At 58.7% G+C, this 17,986-nt stretch carries 19 protein-coding genes; 11 read left to right on the top strand and 8 right to left on the bottom strand.

All coding sequences use genetic code 11. The features are described from left to right. Positions 1–395: 395 nt before the first annotated feature. The gene (locus RYB66_RS01180) at positions 396–1,724 is read right to left on the bottom strand and encodes an MFS transporter (protein WP_016981977.1); all 1,329 of its coding nucleotides are present in this window, start codon (positions 1,722–1,724) and stop codon (positions 396–398) included. Positions 1,725–2,341: 617 nt separating this feature from the next. Here RYB66_RS01180 and quiC point away from each other — a divergent pair. Beyond that, on the top strand, positions 2,342–4,249 hold the full coding sequence (gene quiC / locus RYB66_RS01175; RefSeq protein WP_005779816.1) for a 3-dehydroshikimate dehydratase QuiC: 1,908 nt from the start codon (positions 2,342–2,344) through the stop codon (positions 4,247–4,249). 107 nt (positions 4,250–4,356) lie between these two features. Then, the gene (locus RYB66_RS01170; protein ID WP_004642739.1) at positions 4,357–5,028 is read left to right on the top strand and encodes a TetR/AcrR family transcriptional regulator; all 672 of its coding nucleotides are present in this window, start codon (positions 4,357–4,359) and stop codon (positions 5,026–5,028) included. A gap of 3 nt (positions 5,029–5,031) precedes the next feature. Here the strand turns inward: RYB66_RS01170 and RYB66_RS01165 are convergent, their stop codons facing one another. Continuing rightward, positions 5,032–5,886, bottom strand: coding sequence for a shikimate dehydrogenase (locus RYB66_RS01165; protein WP_005746786.1), 855 nt, complete (start codon positions 5,884–5,886; stop codon positions 5,032–5,034). Positions 5,887–6,070: 184 nt separating this feature from the next. Between RYB66_RS01165 and RYB66_RS01160 the strand changes: the two genes are divergently transcribed. Further along, positions 6,071–6,961, top strand: a complete 891-nt coding sequence (locus RYB66_RS01160) for a pseudouridine synthase (RefSeq protein WP_039847516.1) — start codon at positions 6,071–6,073, stop codon at positions 6,959–6,961. A gap of 75 nt (positions 6,962–7,036) precedes the next feature. On the opposite strand, the gene RYB66_RS01155 is transcribed toward RYB66_RS01160, so the two are convergent. Then, the gene (locus RYB66_RS01155; RefSeq protein ID WP_002553129.1) at positions 7,037–7,261 is read right to left on the bottom strand and encodes a YgdI/YgdR family lipoprotein; all 225 of its coding nucleotides are present in this window, start codon (positions 7,259–7,261) and stop codon (positions 7,037–7,039) included. Positions 7,262–7,358: 97 nt separating this feature from the next. Further along, positions 7,359–7,964, bottom strand: a complete 606-nt coding sequence (mobA, locus tag RYB66_RS01150; RefSeq protein WP_002553130.1) for a molybdenum cofactor guanylyltransferase MobA — start codon at positions 7,962–7,964, stop codon at positions 7,359–7,361. A gap of 75 nt (positions 7,965–8,039) precedes the next feature. On the opposite strand from mobA, the gene moaB reads away from it, so the two are divergent. The 3 genes from moaB (at position 8,040) to RYB66_RS01135 (ending at position 10,811) form a co-directional block, all read left to right on the top strand. Next, positions 8,040–8,579, top strand: a complete 540-nt coding sequence (gene moaB / locus RYB66_RS01145) for a molybdenum cofactor biosynthesis protein B (RefSeq protein WP_002553131.1) — start codon at positions 8,040–8,042, stop codon at positions 8,577–8,579. A 6-nt stretch (positions 8,580–8,585) separates the two neighbouring features. Then, a complete protein-coding gene (gene glp, locus RYB66_RS01140) occupies positions 8,586–9,797 on the top strand; it encodes a gephyrin-like molybdotransferase Glp (RefSeq protein ID WP_005746784.1) in 1,212 nt (403 codons plus the stop codon). An 87-nt stretch (positions 9,798–9,884) separates the two neighbouring features. Then, positions 9,885–10,811 (top strand): glycosyltransferase, encoded by a 927-nt coding sequence (locus RYB66_RS01135; RefSeq protein ID WP_002553133.1) that lies wholly within the window; start codon positions 9,885–9,887, stop codon positions 10,809–10,811. A gap of 42 nt (positions 10,812–10,853) precedes the next feature. Here RYB66_RS01135 and RYB66_RS01130 read toward each other — a convergent pair whose 3' ends face one another. Continuing rightward, positions 10,854–12,662: a monovalent cation:proton antiporter-2 (CPA2) family protein gene (locus RYB66_RS01130; RefSeq protein ID WP_005746783.1), complete on the bottom strand. Its 1,809-nt coding sequence runs from the start codon at positions 12,660–12,662 to the stop codon at positions 10,854–10,856. 243 nt (positions 12,663–12,905) lie between these two features. On the opposite strand from RYB66_RS01130, the gene RYB66_RS01125 reads away from it, so the two are divergent. Next, positions 12,906–13,094, top strand: a complete 189-nt coding sequence (locus tag RYB66_RS01125; RefSeq protein ID WP_005779813.1) for a hypothetical protein — start codon at positions 12,906–12,908, stop codon at positions 13,092–13,094. Positions 13,095–13,127: 33 nt separating this feature from the next. On the opposite strand, the gene RYB66_RS01120 is transcribed toward RYB66_RS01125, so the two are convergent. Both RYB66_RS01120 and RYB66_RS01115 read right to left on the bottom strand, forming a co-directional pair. After that, positions 13,128–13,520, bottom strand: coding sequence for a hypothetical protein (locus tag RYB66_RS01120; protein ID WP_005779811.1), 393 nt, complete (start codon positions 13,518–13,520; stop codon positions 13,128–13,130). 228 nt (positions 13,521–13,748) lie between these two features. Next, a complete protein-coding gene (locus RYB66_RS01115) occupies positions 13,749–14,777 on the bottom strand; it encodes a FecR family protein (RefSeq protein WP_005779809.1) in 1,029 nt (342 codons plus the stop codon). Positions 14,778–15,032: 255 nt separating this feature from the next. Between RYB66_RS01115 and RYB66_RS01110 the strand changes: the two genes are divergently transcribed. The 4 genes from RYB66_RS01110 (at position 15,033) to map (ending at position 17,509) form a co-directional block, all read left to right on the top strand. Next, positions 15,033–16,064 (top strand): Ldh family oxidoreductase, encoded by a 1,032-nt coding sequence (locus tag RYB66_RS01110; protein WP_005779808.1) that lies wholly within the window; start codon positions 15,033–15,035, stop codon positions 16,062–16,064. A gap of 102 nt (positions 16,065–16,166) precedes the next feature. Continuing rightward, positions 16,167–16,376, top strand: a complete 210-nt coding sequence (locus tag RYB66_RS01105; protein ID WP_004662355.1) for a hypothetical protein — start codon at positions 16,167–16,169, stop codon at positions 16,374–16,376. A gap of 87 nt (positions 16,377–16,463) precedes the next feature. Next, positions 16,464–16,721, top strand: a complete 258-nt coding sequence (locus tag RYB66_RS01100) for a ParD-like family protein (protein ID WP_002553140.1) — start codon at positions 16,464–16,466, stop codon at positions 16,719–16,721. Continuing rightward, positions 16,718–17,509, top strand: a complete 792-nt coding sequence (gene map, locus RYB66_RS01095; RefSeq protein ID WP_002553141.1) for a type I methionyl aminopeptidase — start codon at positions 16,718–16,720, stop codon at positions 17,507–17,509. Before RYB66_RS01100 ends, map begins: the two co-directional genes overlap by 4 nt. A gap of 77 nt (positions 17,510–17,586) precedes the next feature. Here the strand turns inward: map and RYB66_RS01090 are convergent, their stop codons facing one another. Further along, positions 17,587–17,823: a DUF6555 family protein gene (locus tag RYB66_RS01090; protein ID WP_039847515.1), complete on the bottom strand. Its 237-nt coding sequence runs from the start codon at positions 17,821–17,823 to the stop codon at positions 17,587–17,589. Positions 17,824–17,986: the final 163 nt, after the last annotated feature.

Below are 17,986 nucleotides of genomic sequence, written 5' to 3'. Positions count from 1 at the left end.
TCAGTGACAGGGCGAAGGAACCCGACGAAGTCGGGCCGGAAACAGGAGCGAGGGGTTTTGCTTACTTTGGCCCCATCAAAGTAAGTCGCCGAGGGGCGAAAAGGTGACCTGAGTCGAACCCCGATCCACCTGCCATCGCAGAACCTCCGTGTGACGCGGAGCGTCACGAACTGCATTCCCACGCGGAGCGTGAGGAACGAGCGGCGTCTGGGATAACTAAGTGAGTCGCGGAGGGGCGAAAAGGCGACCTTAGTCGAACCTAAATCTACCTGAGGTCGCAGACCCACGAGAGGCGTCCGGGAGAGCACTTTTCGTCACTCTGCGCAAAGCGTGGGGACGATAGCAAAAAGGCCCGGTCACTGAGTGAGCCGGGCCTTTATGACGGTGTCAGACGATTACTCGCTGAGCGTCGGCACCTTGCGCGGGGCCATGAAGTACAGCCAGATCAACGCGATGAAGTACATCGCCGGGATCATGGTGAACAGCACGTTGTAGTTATTATTGGTGGCGGTCAGCACCGCACCCACAATCTGGGTCATGAACATACCGCCAATGGCCGCACACATGCCGCCGAAGCCGAACACCGTACTCATCATGTGCTTGGGCGTGTAGTCCATCACCAGGCTCCAGATGTTTGCGGTCCAGGCCTGATGCGCACCCACCGCAAGCGAGATGGCCAGTACCGCCACCCACAGGCCGCTGGCGTTGGCGGCGAATACCACGCTGCAGATAGTGATGGCAAAGATCAGCATCGACAGCAGACGCGCAGTGGTCGCACGCATGCCGCGCCCGATCAGCCAGGAGGACAGAATGCCGCCACCCACGCTGCCGAAGTCAGCGGTCAGCCAGATCAGGATCAGCGGGATGCCCATCTGCGTCACGCTGATACCCAGGTTGTATTGCTGATTGAGAAACGGCGGCAACCAGTACAGGTAGAACCAGAACACCGGCGCAGTAATCGCGTAAGCCAGCGCGAACGCCCACGTGCCGCGCATCTTCAGAATGCCGGTGAAGGGCACCTTGACCGGCGCAGGTTCGACTTCCTGATTAATATAATCCAGCTCGGCCTTGCTGACGGTCGGATGCTCTTCGGGGTTGTAGTACTTCAGGCGCCACATGATGACCCAGATCAGCCCCAGCGAACCCATCGCTATAAAGGCCGCCTGCCAGCCCCAGACGGTAAGGATCAGCGGCAGCAGCGCCGGGGTCAGCATTGCGCCGACGTTGGTGCCAGCGTTGAAAATACCAGTCGCCACGGCACGTTCACCTGCCGGGAACCACAGACGCGTGGTCTTTACACAGGCCGGGTAGTTGGCCGCCTCGGTCAGGCCGAGAATGAACCGGCAGACCATGAAGCCCACAGCGGAAGTTGCAAGGCCATGAGCGCCGGTCGCCAGGCTCCACAGCAGCACCGCGAGGAAGAACGCGCGCTTGACGCCGACCTTGTCGATAAAGCGGCCTTGCAGCACGAAGCCCACCGCGTAACCGACCTGAAACCAGAAGTTGATGTTGGCGTAGTCCATCGCCGTCCAGCTCATTTCCTTGGCGAGGATGGGCTGCATGACGCCAAGCGCCGCTCGGTCGATGTAGTTCAGCGTGGTGGCGAAGAACACCAGGGCGAGCATGCCCCAGCGCGTCTTGCCCACGGCGAGTGCGCCGCGAATCTTTTCGCCCATCCCGGCACGGGCGGCCTGGGCGACAGGGTTGGTCTGGGTGTTAAGCATGATGTTCTAACCATCCGTTCCAGGACTGTGCTGCTGGCAACAGTCGGACTGAGAAGTCCACTCGATGCAGGCGTTGTGCAGGTAAAGTGAAGTCGTAGAACCGTGATTCGACTGGCCTGTTGACTCAGGCTTTCATCGAGACGATCCGTCGGGCCGACAATTTACAGGTTGGGCCGCGCAAGTGTGTTGGAATGTTTCAGGCGACGCAGATCCGCGCGGGGCTTTTGGCCGGACGAGTTCGTTGAACCTGACGTCTGGTGAGACGGACGGGCGAGCGGGCGAGCAAAGCGAGAAGGGTGCACATGAGCAATGTTCCTGTTTTTTGAATTGTTATGGGTTGCTGCTGATGAAGCAAAAGATCAAAACGTTTGACTGCGGGTCTACCCTGCAATGTGATGCTGATGTTGAGCATTGCGCGATACAGCGTCAATTGAGTAAAACGGCTTTTGTTCGATAATCGAACGTAAAACTAACCGGTTCGTACACTTTATGTTGCTGTAGTATTTTGACAGGCAAATACTTTACTCGCACCTCTGAATAAGGCCGGGAAAGGCCAGGAATGCGGTGCTGTCCAGTCGCGACTGAAACAGGTCGCGTTCATCCAGGAGCTGAAAAGCATGCAGCGTTCAATTGCTACCGTATCCTTGAGCGGTACTCTGCCCGAAAAGCTCGAAGCCATCGCCGCAGCCGGCTTTGACGGCGTCGAAATTTTCGAAAACGACTTGTTGTATTACGACGGTAGCCCACGCAACGTCAGGCAGATATGTGCCGATCTTGGGATCGCCATCACCCTGTTCCAGCCGTTCCGGGATTTTGAAGGCTGCCGCCGTGATCGTCTGCAGCGCAATGTCGACCGTGCCGAACGCAAATTCGATCTGATGCAGGAACTGGGCACCGATCTGGTGCTGGTCTGCAGCAATGCGTCTGCCGATTCGGTGGGCGACGAAAGTATTCTGCTGGATGACCTGAGCCTGCTGGCCGAGCGTGCCGGAGCCCGTAACCTGCGTGTCGGTTATGAGGCGCTGGCCTGGGGCAAGCATGTGAACACCTGGCAACAGGTCTGGAACCTGGTGCGTCAGGTTGATCATCCTGCTCTGGGTGTGTTGCTCGACAGCTTCCATACCTTGTCACTCAAGGGCGACCCAAGCGCGATTGCGCAAATCCCGGGTGACAAGATCTTCTTTGTGCAAATGGCCGACGCGCCGATTCTGGCCATGGATGTGCTGGAGTGGAGCCGCCATTTCCGCTGCTTCCCCGGTCAGGGCGAGTTTGATCTTGCCGGTTTCCTCGCGCCGATTCTGCGCAGCGGCTACACCGGCCCATTGTCGCTGGAAGTGTTCAACGACGGTTTCCGTGCCGCCCCGACTCGCGCCAACGCGGCGGACGGCTTGCGTTCGCTGCTTTATCTGGAAGAAAAAACCCGCCAGTTGATGGCGCGTGACGAGCCAGCCGCTGTTCCTGAAATACTTTTCAACCCGCCCGCTGCCAGCACTTACAACGGCGTCGAGTTTCTGGAATTTGCGGTCGATGAGAGCCACGGCGCGCGCCTCTCGGGCTGGCTGCAACGGCTGGGCTTTGCCAAGCTGGGTCAGCATCGCTCCAAGGCGGTCAGTCTGTTGGGGCAGGGGGATATCAAGATCGTGCTCAATGCCGAACCCTATTCTTTTGCCCATAGCTTTTTCGAGGCCCACGGGCCGTCGTTGTGCGCCACTGCCTTGCGCGTCGATGACGGCCATCAGTCGCTGGAGCGTGCGCGGGCCTTCAAAGGCCAGCCGTATCGCGGGCTGGTCGGCCCCAATGAGCGGGAGATTCCTTCAGTCCGCGCGCCCGACGGTAGCCTGATCTATCTGGTTGATAGCGCTGCGCCCGGAGAATCGATTTACGACAGCGATTTTGTCGTCGACCCGCAAGCGGTTGCCAAGGGTGGTTTGCAGCGTATCGACCACATGGCCATGGCGCTGCCCGCCGACAGCCTGGACAGCTGGGTACTGTTCTACAAAAGCATTCTGGATTTCGAGGCCGATGACGAGGTGGTGCTGCCCGACCCCTACGGTCTGGTGAAAAGTCGTGCCCTGCGCAGTCGTTGCAGTACCGTGCGCCTGCCGCTGAACATTTCCGAGAATCGCAACACGGCCATTTCCCACGCGCTGTCGAGTTATCGCGGCTCTGGGGTGCATCACATTGCGTTCTCCTGTGAAGACATCTTTGCCGAGGTCAGCCGCGCCAAGGAAGCGGGGGTGCCGTTGCTGGACATCCCGCTCAATTACTACGACGACCTGGCAGCCCGCTTCGATTTCGATGAAGAGTTTCTCAGCGAACTGGCGTATTACAACGTGCTTTATGACCGCGATGCGCAGGGCGGCGAGCTGTTCCACGTCTACACAGATGCCTTCGACGGGCGCTTCTTCTTCGAGATCCTGCAACGCAAGAATGGCTACGTGGGCTATGGCGCGGCCAACGTGCCGGTGCGTCTGGCGGCGATGGCCAAGGCGCGCAATGTGGCAGCGCGTCAGGCGCGGCTGTAAAGCGAGGCCGACAGTAGAGCTGCTGCGGGGGGTCGAATCCCTCGCAGCTTCCCTCTGCCTGCGGTCAGCTTCATACTTCGCGCATTACCCGTGGTCATGAGCCAACAATGAAAAAAATCGACTCCGCCGTTGCCGTTGAACCTGCCGCCACTGCGCCCAAGGGCCGCAAGAACAACCCGGAAAAAACTCGCGAAGATATTCTTCAGGCTGCTGTCGCCGAATTCGTTGCCCACGGTCTTACAGGCGCGCGCGTCGATGCCATCGCCGAGCGAACTAAAACCTCGAAACGGATGATCTATTACTACTTCGGCAGCAAGGAGCAGCTGTATGTCGAAGTGCTGGAAAAACTCTACGGTGCGATTCGCAACACCGAGAGCGAGTTGAACCTGAGTGAGCTGGAGCCTGTCGAGGCGATTCATCGCGTGGTTGAATTCACCTTCGATCACCATGACAGCAACGTCGATTTCGTGCGTATCGTGTGCATCGAAAACATTCATTACGGCGAGAACGTCAAACAGTCCGATTCGATCCAGGCCAAAAGCCAGAATATCATCAGGGCGCTCGATGGCATCCTGCGACGCGGCGAGGCCAGTGGCTTGTTCCGCGATGGTGTTCATCCGGTGGACCTGCACCTGATGATCAGTTCGTTCTGCTTCTACCGGATCTCCAACCGCCATACCTTCAGCGAAATTTTCCAGATCGAGCTGTGGAGCGAGGAGGTCAAACAGCGTCACAAGGCGATGATTTGCGACGCTGTGCTGCGTTATCTCAAGCGCTGAGGTTTACAGCGTATGGAAGTGCGCCATCATCCGTTCTGCATCGGCTGACTGGCCACTGAATAACTCAAATGCCTTGACTGCCTGAAACACCGCCATGGTGCTGCCATCCAGCGTGCGGCAGCCCAGCGCACGGGCATGCTTGAGCAGTTCGGTTTCCAGCGGGAAGTAGATGATTTCCGCAACCCACAGCTCAGGGCGCAGCAACTCGACCGGCAACGGCGTGCCCGGCAGTTTGGCCATGCCGACCGGCGTGGTATTGACCAGGCCGTCGGCTTCGGCCATAGCGGCAGGCAAATCGATACCCACCTTTGCCCGTCCGGCACCGAAATGCTCGTTGAGGTTGTCCACCAGCCCTTGCGCGCGTTGCGGCTCGACTTCGAATACTGTCAGGCATTCGACGCCAGCGCTCAATAACGCATGAGCCACGGCAGCGCCTGCGCCACCTGCGCCCATTTGCACCACCTGCTGACGTGGAGCCTTGTCCAGGCCGCGCTGGAAGCCTTCGGCAAAACCCAGGCAGTCAGTGTTGTGACCGATGCGCTTGCCGTCCTTGAACACCACGGTATTCACTGCGCCGATACCGCGGGCTTCGGCGGACAGTTCGTCCAGTAAGGGGATAACCGCCTGCTTGCACGGAAAGGTGATGTTCAGGCCGGTGAAGCCACAGTTTTGTGCGCTTTCGATAAGCTGGGGCAGGGCGCTGATATCCAGTTGCAGGGCGTCGATATCGATCAGCCGATACAAGTAGCGCAGGCCCTGGGCGTCGCCTTCGTGCTCGTGCATGGCGGGCGTTCGCGAGGCCTGAATGCCCGAGCCGATCAGGCCGGCAAGAACGGATTTTTTTCCAGCATGGGTCATAGAATAAGTCTCTTGTTTTTGTGCTACTGCCCGGTCCAGAGCAGGTGTTGAGCGGAATGTACCAGATGGTTAATAGTGCCGCAGGCGGCAGGCGATTGCCATGCAGCGATATTGTGCGGTGATCGCCCTAATCAGTGATAATCCACTGCCAGCCGCTTCAGATCAGCCAGAGTTCACGCCGCACATGCCCGATTCCGTTTTTAGCGCCGCACAGCAACAAGCCAGCACGTTGTACCTGCCGCCAGGCGCGTGGGCCACAGTGCTCGATTGCCTGTGCGCGAAATTCACCGCCATCAGCCGCAAACAATGGCTGGACCGTATTGCCCGCGGACGGGTGCTGGACGAAAACGGCAAGGCCATCGCGCCTGACCTTGCGTACCGCGAGGGCCTGCGCATTCACTATTTCCGTGAGGTGCCCAACGAAACGCCGATCCCGGTGCTTGAGACGATTCTGTACGCCGACGAGCATCTGGTGGTGGCGGACAAACCGCACTTTTTGCCCGTGACACCCGCAGGGGAGTACGTCGAGCAGACGTTGCTGCGCCGCCTGATCCATCGCCTGGGCAACCCCGATCTGGTACCGCTGCATCGCATCGACCGGCACACCGCCGGGCTGGTGCTGTTTTCCGCCAACCGGCAGACGCGCTCGGCTTATCAGGCGCTGTTTCCCACCCGGCAGATCGACAAGTTCTACGAAGCCATTGCGCCAGCGTTGCCGGGGCTGGAGTTTCCACGTTTGCACGAAAGCCGTCTGGTCGAAGGCGAACCATTCTTTCGCATGCAGGAAGGAGCAGGTGCGAGCAATACCCGGACGCAGATCGAGGTGCTCGAACGGCAGGATCAATTGTGGCGGTACGGGCTTTATCCGGTGACCGGCAAGAAACATCAACTACGCGTGCACATGGCGGCACTGGGCGCGGGCATCTGCAACGACCCGTTCTACCCGGACGTGGTAAAGAACCCTGTCGACGATTATCAAAACCCTCTGAAGCTGCTGGCCAAGGGCTTGCGCTTCATCGACCCGCTCAACGGTAAACAGCGTCAGTTCGAGAGCCTGCTTGAACTCGACTGGTAAGCGGTAAAGCCGGGCTGACGGCCAAAAAAACCCGCACTCGGCGGGTTTTTTCAAATCAGTCACACGACGCCCGGATCACAGATCCTTGACGGTACGTACCTGATCCTTGTTGATGCGGGTCTGCTTGCCGTCGAGTTGCTTGAACTCGTAGAAGCCCGATTCTTCATCGTACTTTGGCGTATCGACAGCCTGGATTTCACGACCATCGTTCAAGGTGATCACAGTGGGCGATGCGCAGCCGGCGAGGGAGGCAATGCTCAATGCAAGCAGGAAGGCAGCGGGAAGGGTCCGTTGTTTCATTACTGTGTCTCCAGATGGATTCTTGATTTACTGAACTCTCAGACGGATACACCGTCGGCAAAGTTCCGTACACACCGTCAGCAAGTTCAATAGCCAGTCACTTGCCACAGTTTTCGCTGATCCCGGTCAACAGACAGGGAGTATTCAGGTTGGCCAGGCGTGGATCGCCAGCTTCCAGTTGCAGGGCGACTGGTTGCAGCGGTTCCAGGGCCCGTCTCGGGCTGCGTTCGCCGGCCTGCCATGCGGCTTCCAGCGTTGCGGCGTGAGCGATGGGGATCATACATAAAAGCGGCTGCCAGTGCTGGCCTTCACGCACCATTATTGGTCGCTCCGGGCATTCAACAGCCTTTTCGCGTAACGCTTGCAGCAACGGTTCATCGACCAAAGGTACGTCGCAGGGCAGAACCAGCAACCACTGATGCCGGGCGAGTGGCAGGGCGGCGCGAATTCCGGCCAGAGGACCGTTGAAATCGGCATCGTCGTCCTGCACCAGTTGATCGGCGTACTGCGCATAGCGCTCGATGTTGCGGTTGCAGGAAATGATCAGGTCGTCGGTCAGCGGCCGGGTCAGCCGGTGCAGGTGCTCGATCAGCGCCTTGCCCTGCCACTCGATCAGGCCCTTGTCACGCCCGCCCATGCGCTGCCCGCGACCTCCGGCCAGCAGCAGAATAGAGCAGGGAGGCAGTGCGGCAGGGACATTCATCAAACACTCGGCGGGCAGTCAAAAGGAGTGCTGTGATATAACACCGGCCTGTTTCCTTAACAACTGGATGAGGCCATGAAAGCCAAGGCTGACACACCTTTCGTACCCCTGAATATCGCCGTGCTGACCGTCAGCGATACCCGCACCCGTGAAACCGATACCTCGGGCCAAATGTTCGTCGACCGCCTGACCGATGCCGGTCATGGCCTGATCGAGCGCGTGCTGCTCAAGGATGACCTGTACAAAATCCGCGCTCAGGTAGCGACCTGGATTGCCGACGATCAGGTGCAGGTCGTGCTGATCACCGGCGGCACCGGCTTTACCGGTCGCGACAGCACGCCTGAAGCCGTGGCGTGTTTGCTCGACAAGCAGGTCGATGGTTTCGGTGAACTGTTCCGGCAGATTTCGGTGCCGGATATCGGCACCTCGACCATTCAGTCCCGTGCGTTGGCGGGCCTGTCCAATGGCACCCTGGTGTGCTGCCTGCCGGGCTCCACCAATGCGGTACGCACGGCGTGGGACGGGATTCTCGCCCAGCAACTGGATTCGCGCTTCCGGCCCTGCAACTTCGTGCCGCACCTCAAGCAGGCCGAGCCCTGTGCGACTCGTGGTTGAGTGCTGATGAACAACGAGCCGAAAACCTTGCTGCCTGTCGAAGAGGCTATCGCACGGCTGCTGGCGATGGCCGAGGCCACGCCGATCACTGATCGCCAGCGTGTTCCGCTGGCCGATGCCGAAGGCCGTGTGCTGGCGGTAGATCTGATCTCCACTCTGGATCTGCCGCCCTGGCCGAACAGCGCCATGGACGGTTATGCCCTGCGCGTAGCGGACTGGAGCGGCGAGCCGTTGACGGTCAGCCAGCGCATCTTTGCCGGTCAGGCACCCGAGCCGCTGGCACCTGGCACCTGTGCACGAATCTTCACCGGTGCGCCGATGCCTGAAGGTGCCGATTGCGTCGAGATGCAGGAAAACGCCGAGGTGCTGGCGGATCAGCGCGTGTGCTTCAGCGAGCCGCTGAGCGTTGGGCAGAACATTCGCCCACAGGGGCAGGAAACCCGCGTCGGCGACACCGTACTGGCGGCCGGGACGCGGCTTGGTCCTATTGAATTGGGCCTGGCCGCTTCGTTGGGCCTCGCCGAGCTTGAGGTGATCCGACGGGTGCGTGTCGCGGTGCTGTCCACCGGCGACGAGTTGATTGAACCAGGTCAGCCATTGGGGCCGGGGCAGATCTACAACAGCAACCGGGTGTTGCTGTGCAGTTGGCTGAAGCGACTCGAATGCGAGGTCGTGGATGCAGGCATCCTGCCGGACGATCTGGCGAAGACTCGTGCTGCGCTGGCGAATCTGCACGATGTCGACCTGATCCTCTCCACGGGCGGCGTCTCGGTAGGCGAAGCGGATTTCCTTGGTCACGCATTGCGTGAGGAAGGCGAACTGACGCTCTGGAAGCTGGCCATCAAGCCCGGAAAACCGCTGACTTTCGGGCATTTTCGTGGCGTACCGGTGATTGGCCTGCCCGGCAATCCCGCCTCCACGCTCGTCACCTTCGCTTTGCTGGCGCGTGCTTACCTGCTGCGTCGCCAAGGTGTGATTGACGTAGCGCCGTTGCAGTTTCCGGTGCCTGCAGGGTTCGTCTGGACGCGCCCGGGCAATCGTCGCGAATACCTGCGCGGGCGTCTGGAACAGGGCAGGGCCGTGGCCTATCGCAACCAGAGCTCGGGTGTATTGCGCAGCGCTGCCTGGGCTGACGGCCTGATTGAAGTGCGTGAAGGCTCAACCGTGGCCGAAGGGGACTGGGTCAACTTCATCCCGTTGAGTGAAGTGCTGGGCTGAGTGGATTAATGGTTGGGCGGGCACGCATGAGCTACTCTCAACATCGCTGACAAGTTGGGCAACCGGACTTCGCCCTGGAGTATTGTTATGGCGCCATTGAGAGTGGCTTGTGTGATCCCGACCTACAACGGACGCAAGGATCTGGAACGTCTACTGGACTCGCTGGCTACGCAGACTGCGAGCTTCGATACACTGATCGTCGACTCCAGTTCTTCAGATGGCACGCTGGAGCTGGCGCAAGCCCGTTGTGCCAACGTATTGCGCATCGACAGCAAGGACTTCAACCACGGTGGCACCCGGCAGATGATGGTCGATTTGCATCCCGACTACGACGTCTATGTCTATCTGACCCAAGACGCCTACGTTGAAGATATCAATGCCATTGCCAACATTCTGCTGCCTTTCGCCGACCCCAAGGTCGGCGCGGTCTGCGGGCGTCAATTGCCGCACAAGAACGCCAACCTGCTGGCCCAGCATGCACGGTTGTTCAATTACCCTCCGACGTCGCAGATCAAGACTCTGGCCGATGCACGCACGCTGGGCATCAAGACGCCATTCATGTCCAACTCGTTCGCGGCCTATCGCGGTGAAGCGTTGCGGGCGATTGGCGGCTTTCCCCGGCATGTGATTCTTTCCGAAGACATGTACGTCACCGCCAAAATGCTGATCGATGGCTGGAAAGCAGCCTATGAAGGTTCGGCTGTATGCCGTCATTCGCATAACTACAGCCTGCGTGAGGAGTTTTGCCGTTACTTTGATATCGGTGTGTTCCAGTCCCGTGAAGCGTGGATCTACGAAACCTTTGGTGGCATCGGCGGCGAGGGCATGCGTTACGTCAAGTCCGAGCTTAAATTCCTCGGCCCCCGGCGAATTCTCTGGTGGCCCATGTCGTTCGTACGTAATGCGCTGAAGCTGCTGGCCTACAAGCTGAGCAAGCAGGAGAAGCGCCTGCCCCGTGGCGTAAAGAAAAAACTCGGGATGTACAAGCGCTATTGGGACAGTCCTTACGCCTGACCGAACCCTGCGCCGGACGCTGAGCGCCCGGCGTCTGGCACATCAGCTTTTCGCGGCTTCTTCGTCCAGACGGTCGGCCTCGAACAGTTGCGCGAGGTCGGCCCTGGCTTCACGGGCGGTCTGCAGAACTTTGGCGTCGTCGTCATACACTTCATGTTGTGCGGCCAGCACCTGTTCGTCGTGGCGCTTGAAGCGGCTGATGCGCGCATCGGCCTGTGCCTCGGTCAGGCCCAGCCCCATCAGGGTCTGACGGCTCATCTCCAGGCTTGAATAGAACGTCTCACGCACGGCATGAGCGCCAATGTCCATCAACCGGTGGACGTGCTGGCGGTTACGTGCACGGGCAATGATCTTCATGTGTGGATACAGCTTGCGGATCAACTCGGCGGTCTTGATGTTGGTATCCGGATCATCCGTCGCAATGACGAAGTATTCCGCTTCATCAACCTTGGCTGCACGCAGTATTTCCGGGCGCAGCGGGTCGCCATAAAACACCGGCACATTGCCGAAGCTGCGCGAAAACTCGATCGATTCCACAGCGGTATCCAGAGCGATGAAAGGGATTTTCTGCGCCCGCAGAATCCGCGCTACGATTTGCCCCATACGGCCCATGCCAGCGATGACCACGCGTGGTTTGTCGGTCTGGATATCGCGGTACTCGTCCGGCACCTCGACAGGCTTGATCCTGGGTTTGATCCAGCGCGCCAGGGCAATGAACAGCAACGGCGTGATCGCCATCGACAAGGTGATGGTCAGCACCAGCATGTCGTACAGCCCGGCCTCGAACAGCCCTTGAGCGCTGCCGATCTTGAACACCACGAAGGCAAATTCGCCACCGGCTGCCAACACCAGGCCCAATTGCAGCGCGCTGCGGTTATTGAGACCGCCAGCGGTACGACCGATCAGGAACAGCATCGGCAGCTTGATTCCGATCAACAGCAGCGTCAGGCCCAGCACCGCGAGGGGCGAGCTGAGCAGCAAGCCGACGTTGGCACCCATGCCGACACTGATGAAGAACAGCCCCAGCAACAACCCTTTGAACGGTTCGATCTGTGCTTCCAGTTCGTGACGGTATTCGGAGTCTGCCAATAGCAGACCGGCGAGAAATGCGCCCAGCGCCATGGACACGCCCACCAGTTCCATCAGCCACGCCGTACCAATCACTACCAGCAAGGCAGTGGCGGTCGAGACTTCCTGGATTTTGGTCTTGGCAACGATGCGAAATACCGGACGCAGCAAATAGCGGCCGCCGATCACCACAATGGCAATGCTGCCCAGCACGCGCAGGCCGTGGTTAATGCTTTCGCCGGTGTCCATTGCGTGATCGGCCCCGGCCAGGAATGGCACCATGGCAATCAAGGGAATTGCTGCAATGTCCTGAAACAGCAGGATAGCGAACGCCATCCGGCCATGCGGGCTATTCAACTGCTTGCGCTCGGCCAGACTCTGCAGGCCGAAGGCTGTGGATGACAGCGCCAGGCCAAGACCCAGAATGACCGCAGTGTTCAGCGACTGGCCGAAGGCAAACAACGCGATCCCGCCAATGACCAGGCCCGTCAGCAACACCTGCGCCATGCCTACGCCGAACACCGATTTGCGCATGACCCATAAACGCTTTGGCGACAGCTCAAGACCAATGATGAACAGCAACAAGACCACGCCCAGCTCTGAAATGTGGCTGACGCTCTCCGTGTCGCCTATCAAGGCCAGCACCGAAGGGCCGATGATCACTCCCGCGAACAAATAGCCGATCACCGCGCCCAGCTTCAGGCGCTTGGCCAGCGGTACTGTCAGCACGGCGGCGAGTAGAAACACTACTGCGGCCTGCAACAGGCTGCCTTCATGGGGCATGTAAAACTCCTTGGTAATAATTGAACACACTGTTTGAGCAGGGCGGTATTAAAGCATGGGAGTTTTACACGGCAACGTTCATCGCGGCATGACAATAATCAACGCGGTTGATAGAGGGCGCGTGAAGGATGCGAAGGAGGGGAGCAGGGCAGGCTGACGATGCCATTCGTCGCGCATCGGCGTAAGCTATGCGCGCAAACAGGCAGTGCCAACTGCCCGCTCACGAGCATTCAGGAAACCGTTATGACCAACAAGCAGCGTTTGATTTACTCGATTCTGATCGCCCTCGGCGTTCTGGCGATCATGCTGGGCTTGTCGCACCTGCAAAACAGCGGTGTCATCACCGAAAAAACCTTTCAGTACATCGCAATCAGCGTGGCCGTACTGGTCGTGATTCTTAACGGGATCATGCGCCGCAAGGTCAAGCGGTAAGCGCGGCAAGTGGCAAGGATGACGAGGCCCGTTTTACTGGGCACCATCCTTGCTCGCATCACCCAGCCATTGTCGGGCACGAGGGTGCAGGCTGTAGGTCTTGTCGTCATTGAGGTGAATCACGCCTTCATCGCACAGGCGCTTGAGCACTTCGCGCACACTTAGAAACGACAGCGGTACATCAAGCCTGAGCAGCTGGCTGTGCACGCCCCGTACTCCCAATGGCTGGCCTTCCTCGCTCGATACCAGAAGCGCATCGAGCACCTTGAGCCTGACCAGGCTGGTACGCAGACCAAAGCTTTTCAGGAGCAGTCGGATGTGCTCGTTTCCGGGCCGCTCTGTCTCCAGAGCGGGCGACTGTGCCTGCGCAGCCAGTGCTGTTTGGCGCAGCAGGTTGCGAGTCGTGATTCCTTGGCGATTGAACATCCACAAACTCCTTTTCAGGCTTTTTAAAACAATCTCAGTTACTAAGACGAACGAGCGCAGCAAAACCTCAGTTATCAATGGAAAAAAATAAAAACGCCAACACGCATGGGGTGGCCGCAGCGCTGTGCGTTTCAGGGTAGATGAAGATCGGGCAGTCGCGAGGGGACGGTTGATCCGGCTATCGGCGGATACAAAATCGCTCTGCGTCAGTCAGGTGCGCGAGAGCGCTCAGCCTTTCGGAGCGTCGGGTATCCGGCGGTTGAGCACCGGGTTGCCGTTCTGGTTCTGCGTGACGTAAACCGGCAGCACCTTGGGCAGAGAGGCCAGCAGGCTGGACAGGTCGCGCGTGTTGAAACTGCCGCCAAGGCGCATGGCACCGGTTGCGGTATCGGCCAGCAGAATAGGCGTTTGCAGGTAGCGATTGATCAGTGGCAAGGCCTGGCTGAGAGGCAGATCATTGAAGATCAGCTTGCCATTACGCCACGCCAGGCTCGAATCCTTTGTGTCGGTCTGGCTGATCAGGGGCGCGTCGTCGCCTGCCTTGTAGCTGGCCTGCATGCCAGGGTCAAGATGATGGCTTGACGACGGATGTGCGCGATCACTGCTGACCTGAACCGAGCCCTCGACCAGCGTTACACGTACCTGGTCCTGATACATCCACACATTGAAGCGTGTGCCCGTGACCTTGATGCTGCCCTTGCCGGCATCGACTACAAAAGGGTGTGTGTTGTCGTGGCTGACCTCAAAGAACGCCTCACCCTTTTTCAGCGTGACGCTGCGTCGATCCTTGTAGTTCGCGTAGGTCAGCTCGGTGCCGAGGTTCAGTTCGGCACGGCTGCCATCTGCCAGTACCACAAGACGCGTCGCGGTATCGGCGTTGTAGGACTCATAGGCGTCAGGCAGCCAGCCTTGATTCCAGCCCACATAGCCGGTGACCGGCACAGCCAGAGCAATGACCGCCGCGGCAGCCGCGAGTGGTGCCAGGCGGCGCTTGCGACGAAGTACGGGCTGGTTGTTCTGTGTAGCCTGAATCGGGAGTGCCGGGGCCGGATTGAGCGGTTCGATTTGTCCGGTAATGTCCCAGACTTCCCGCATCGCCTCATACTCCACCGCATGCAAAGGATGGGCTTTCAGCCATTGCTCGAACGCTTTTCGTTCTGCGGCGGTGCAGTCTTCGGCGTGCAGGCGCATGCACCAATGCGCAGCGGCATCGGTGATCGCGTCGTGTTCTGCCTTGCTGAAAAGAGGGTCGCTCATGGGCGCTCCGGCCTATACCGTCGGCGCATTCTACCCTTGGATGTCAGGGAGAGAGAACATTTGCAGGATATTACCCGTCAACGCACAGCGTAATTCCTTGTGAATGCAAGCAGCTCTCATTGAAACCTTTCCGCGACAATCGAGTACGTGCAGTGCGCAGGGAGTTTTTTTGCAGGGCCTGCAGCGCTACTCTCGGTGCTGTTATTTCGTGTGGTTGTTCCCGGTACCTTGCCATGACATGAACAGGAGTCTCAGATGTCCGCCATCCCTAACGATCAGCCGGTCCGGAGCGTTTCATATCAGCAACTGACAGATCTGTTGCGGCGGATCTTCCTTGCACACGGCACCTCCCCGGAGGTTGCCGATGTGCTTGCCGAGAACTGCGCCAGCGCTCAGCGCGACGGCTCGCACAGTCATGGCATCTTTCGCATGCCTGGCTACATCTCATCGCTGAACAGCGGCTGGGTGGATGGCAAGGCAGTGCCGTTGATCGAGGATGTCGGTGCTGCATTTGTCAGGGTCGACGCCGGCAACGGCTTTGCCCAGCCTGCGCTGGCGGCGGCCAGTTCATTGCTGATCGACAAAGTGCGCAGTGCCGGGATTGCGGTTCTGGCGATACGCAATTCTCATCACTTTGCCGCGCTGTGGCCGGATGTCGAACCTTTCGCCGAACAGGGGCTGGTCGCCCTGAGCATGGTCAACAGTATGACCTGCGTTGTGCCACACGGTGCGCGTCAGCCCCTGTTCGGCACCAACCCTATTGCCTTCGCTGCACCGCGTGCGGGGGGCGAGCCTGTTGTTTTCGACCTGGCAACCAGCGCCATTGCCCATGGTGATGTTCAGATCGCAGCGCGGGAAGGGCGATTGCTACCAGCGGGTATGGGCGTGGACCGCGAGGGCCGGCCTACTGAAGATCCTCGCGCCATTCTCGATGGCGGGGCACTACTGCCCTTTGGCGGTCATAAGGGGTCCGCATTGTCGATGATGGTCGAACTGCTGGCGGCAGGGCTGACAGGCGGTAACTTCTCCTTTGAGTTCGACTGGTCGAAGCATCCCGGCGCGCGGACACCCTGGACAGGTCAGTTGCTGATCGTCATCGATCCGGACAAAGGCAGCGGTCAGCATTTTGCACTACGTAGCGAGGAACTGGTAAGGCAGCTCCACGGGGCAGGGCAGGAGCGACTGCCGGGGGACCGACGCTACAGCGAGCGTGCGCGGTCGATGGCGCACGGTATCGACATCGCTGAGGCTGATCTGGAGCGCTTGCAGGGTCTGGCGGGCGGTTGAGCCGTTTACAAATTCGCTGACCATTCGTCGCAGTCAGTCTTGTGTCGGCGCTCGGTTCTAAATACTGTATGCATGAACAGTAAAGAACGAATGAGGTCTGTCATGTCCCTTAAGTCAGTGCAAACGTCAGTACAAAGCCCGGTTGCCCAGCAGCATCGTACCCTCTCTACCGTCAATGAAATGCAGCGTGAGGATTTCCTCCGGCTGGCGGCAGGTCTGCGTCAGTTCAATGGCTACGAGCAGGATGTATCGATAGCCATTGCGGCAGCCCGCGCGAGTGGCGAATTCCGTCAGGCCAGCGCGATGGAATAGTGCTGCTGGTAGCGGCCATGATGCGTCTCGGGTTGATTGTGAGTATATGTAACGTATATGCTTCATATATTCAATTTGAGGTGAATCATGGGTCTGGTAAAGATTTCCGAAAACATGCACGCCAACCTGCGCTCTGCCAGCGTTGCGCTCAGTCGCTCCATCAATGCGCAGGCTGAGCACTGGATGCGCATCGGCATGCTTGCCGAATTGCACCCGGCACTGGATTACAGCGAGATCTGCCAGATGTTGATCCGTATCGAGAACGCAGGCGGCACGGTGCTGACTGCTTCGAACTTCAACGTTGCAGAGCTTTCTGCGTCCAGCCTTTCCAAGGCGGCCTCATGAGCAGCGCCATCGGTATCAAGACCGAACAGGACCTTGTGCAGTTGCGCATAGCCGGCAGGCTGGCTGCCGATGTACTCGCAATGATCACGCCTTACGTCAAGGCTGGCGTGAGCACCGAAGCGCTGGACGATATCTGCAACGAGTACATCGTCAAGGAGTTGAAAGTGATTCCCGCGAATGTGGGCTATCACGGTTTTACCAAGACCACCTGCATCTCTCCCAATGCAGTGGTCTGTCATGGCATACCTTCTGCCACCGATATTCTGAAAGATGGCGATATCGTCAATATCGATGTCGCGGTCATCAAGGATGGCTGGTACGGCGATACCAGCCGTATGTATCTGGTCGGTGAGGTCAGCCCCTTGGCAAAACGTCTTGTCGAGACGACCTACGAAGCAACCCGCGCCGGTATTCATGCAGTGCGTCCGGGGGCGACGCTGGGTGATATCGGTTATGCCATTCAGAGCATCGCTCATCGTGAAGGCTTCAGTGTGGTGCGTGAATATTGCGGGCACGGCATTGGCCGTAAGTACCATGAAGAGCCCCAGGTTCTGCACTACGGCGCTCAGGGCAAGGGCCTCAGGCTAAAACCGGGCATGGTGTTCACCATCGAACCGATGATCAATGCCGGCAGGGCCGGTACTCGTACCTTGCCGGATGGCTGGACGGTTCTGACCAGCGATCTTTCATTGTCTGCGCAATGGGAGCATATGGTTGCAGTCACTTCGACCGGTTTTGAACTGCTGACGCCCTGGCCTGAGGGGACAGGCGATTATCCTGCCATTTAAACGTCAGTGGTCTGGCGATTTATGTACACAAAAAATGGCCTTGTCGAAAGGCCATTTTTTTGATCAGGGGTGATGTTTCAGTACTGCGGCGAAGATCTTTTCCAGCTTACTTCTGTTACGCCAAAACGCTCGGCTTGCAAGGTCGCCATTCCTATCGGCCCAGCAGACATATTGCCACTCACTGTGCCGACGCCGGCGTGTAGCGTTGCGCAGTGCAATGCGTCGCACTGGCACATTTGCCTGGTCTGGTGCAGAAAGCAACGAGGTTCGCCATTGAACTGATAGTGAATTTCAAATTCCGTTTGATGATTCATCTTTCCTGCTCGTAAGCCTGACGGCATGCCATCAAAATAGTGTGATTTTTCCAGTGGGGCATGCGCGAGAAGCCTTCTCCGGTCACGTTGCTGTCTTCAGAGCGTAGAACGAAAATCGCGTTGTTTCGAGATGTCGTTGCCAGTTGTCCGATGAGTGGTTTTG

It is taken from the genome of Pseudomonas syringae group sp. 243L2 (assembly GCF_032587875.1).
Taxonomy (GTDB): Bacteria; Pseudomonadota; Gammaproteobacteria; order Pseudomonadales; family Pseudomonadaceae; genus Aquipseudomonas; species Aquipseudomonas amygdali.
Note: the sequence above shows the minus strand (reverse complement) of the source record. Positions and strands in the feature narration are given on the sequence as shown.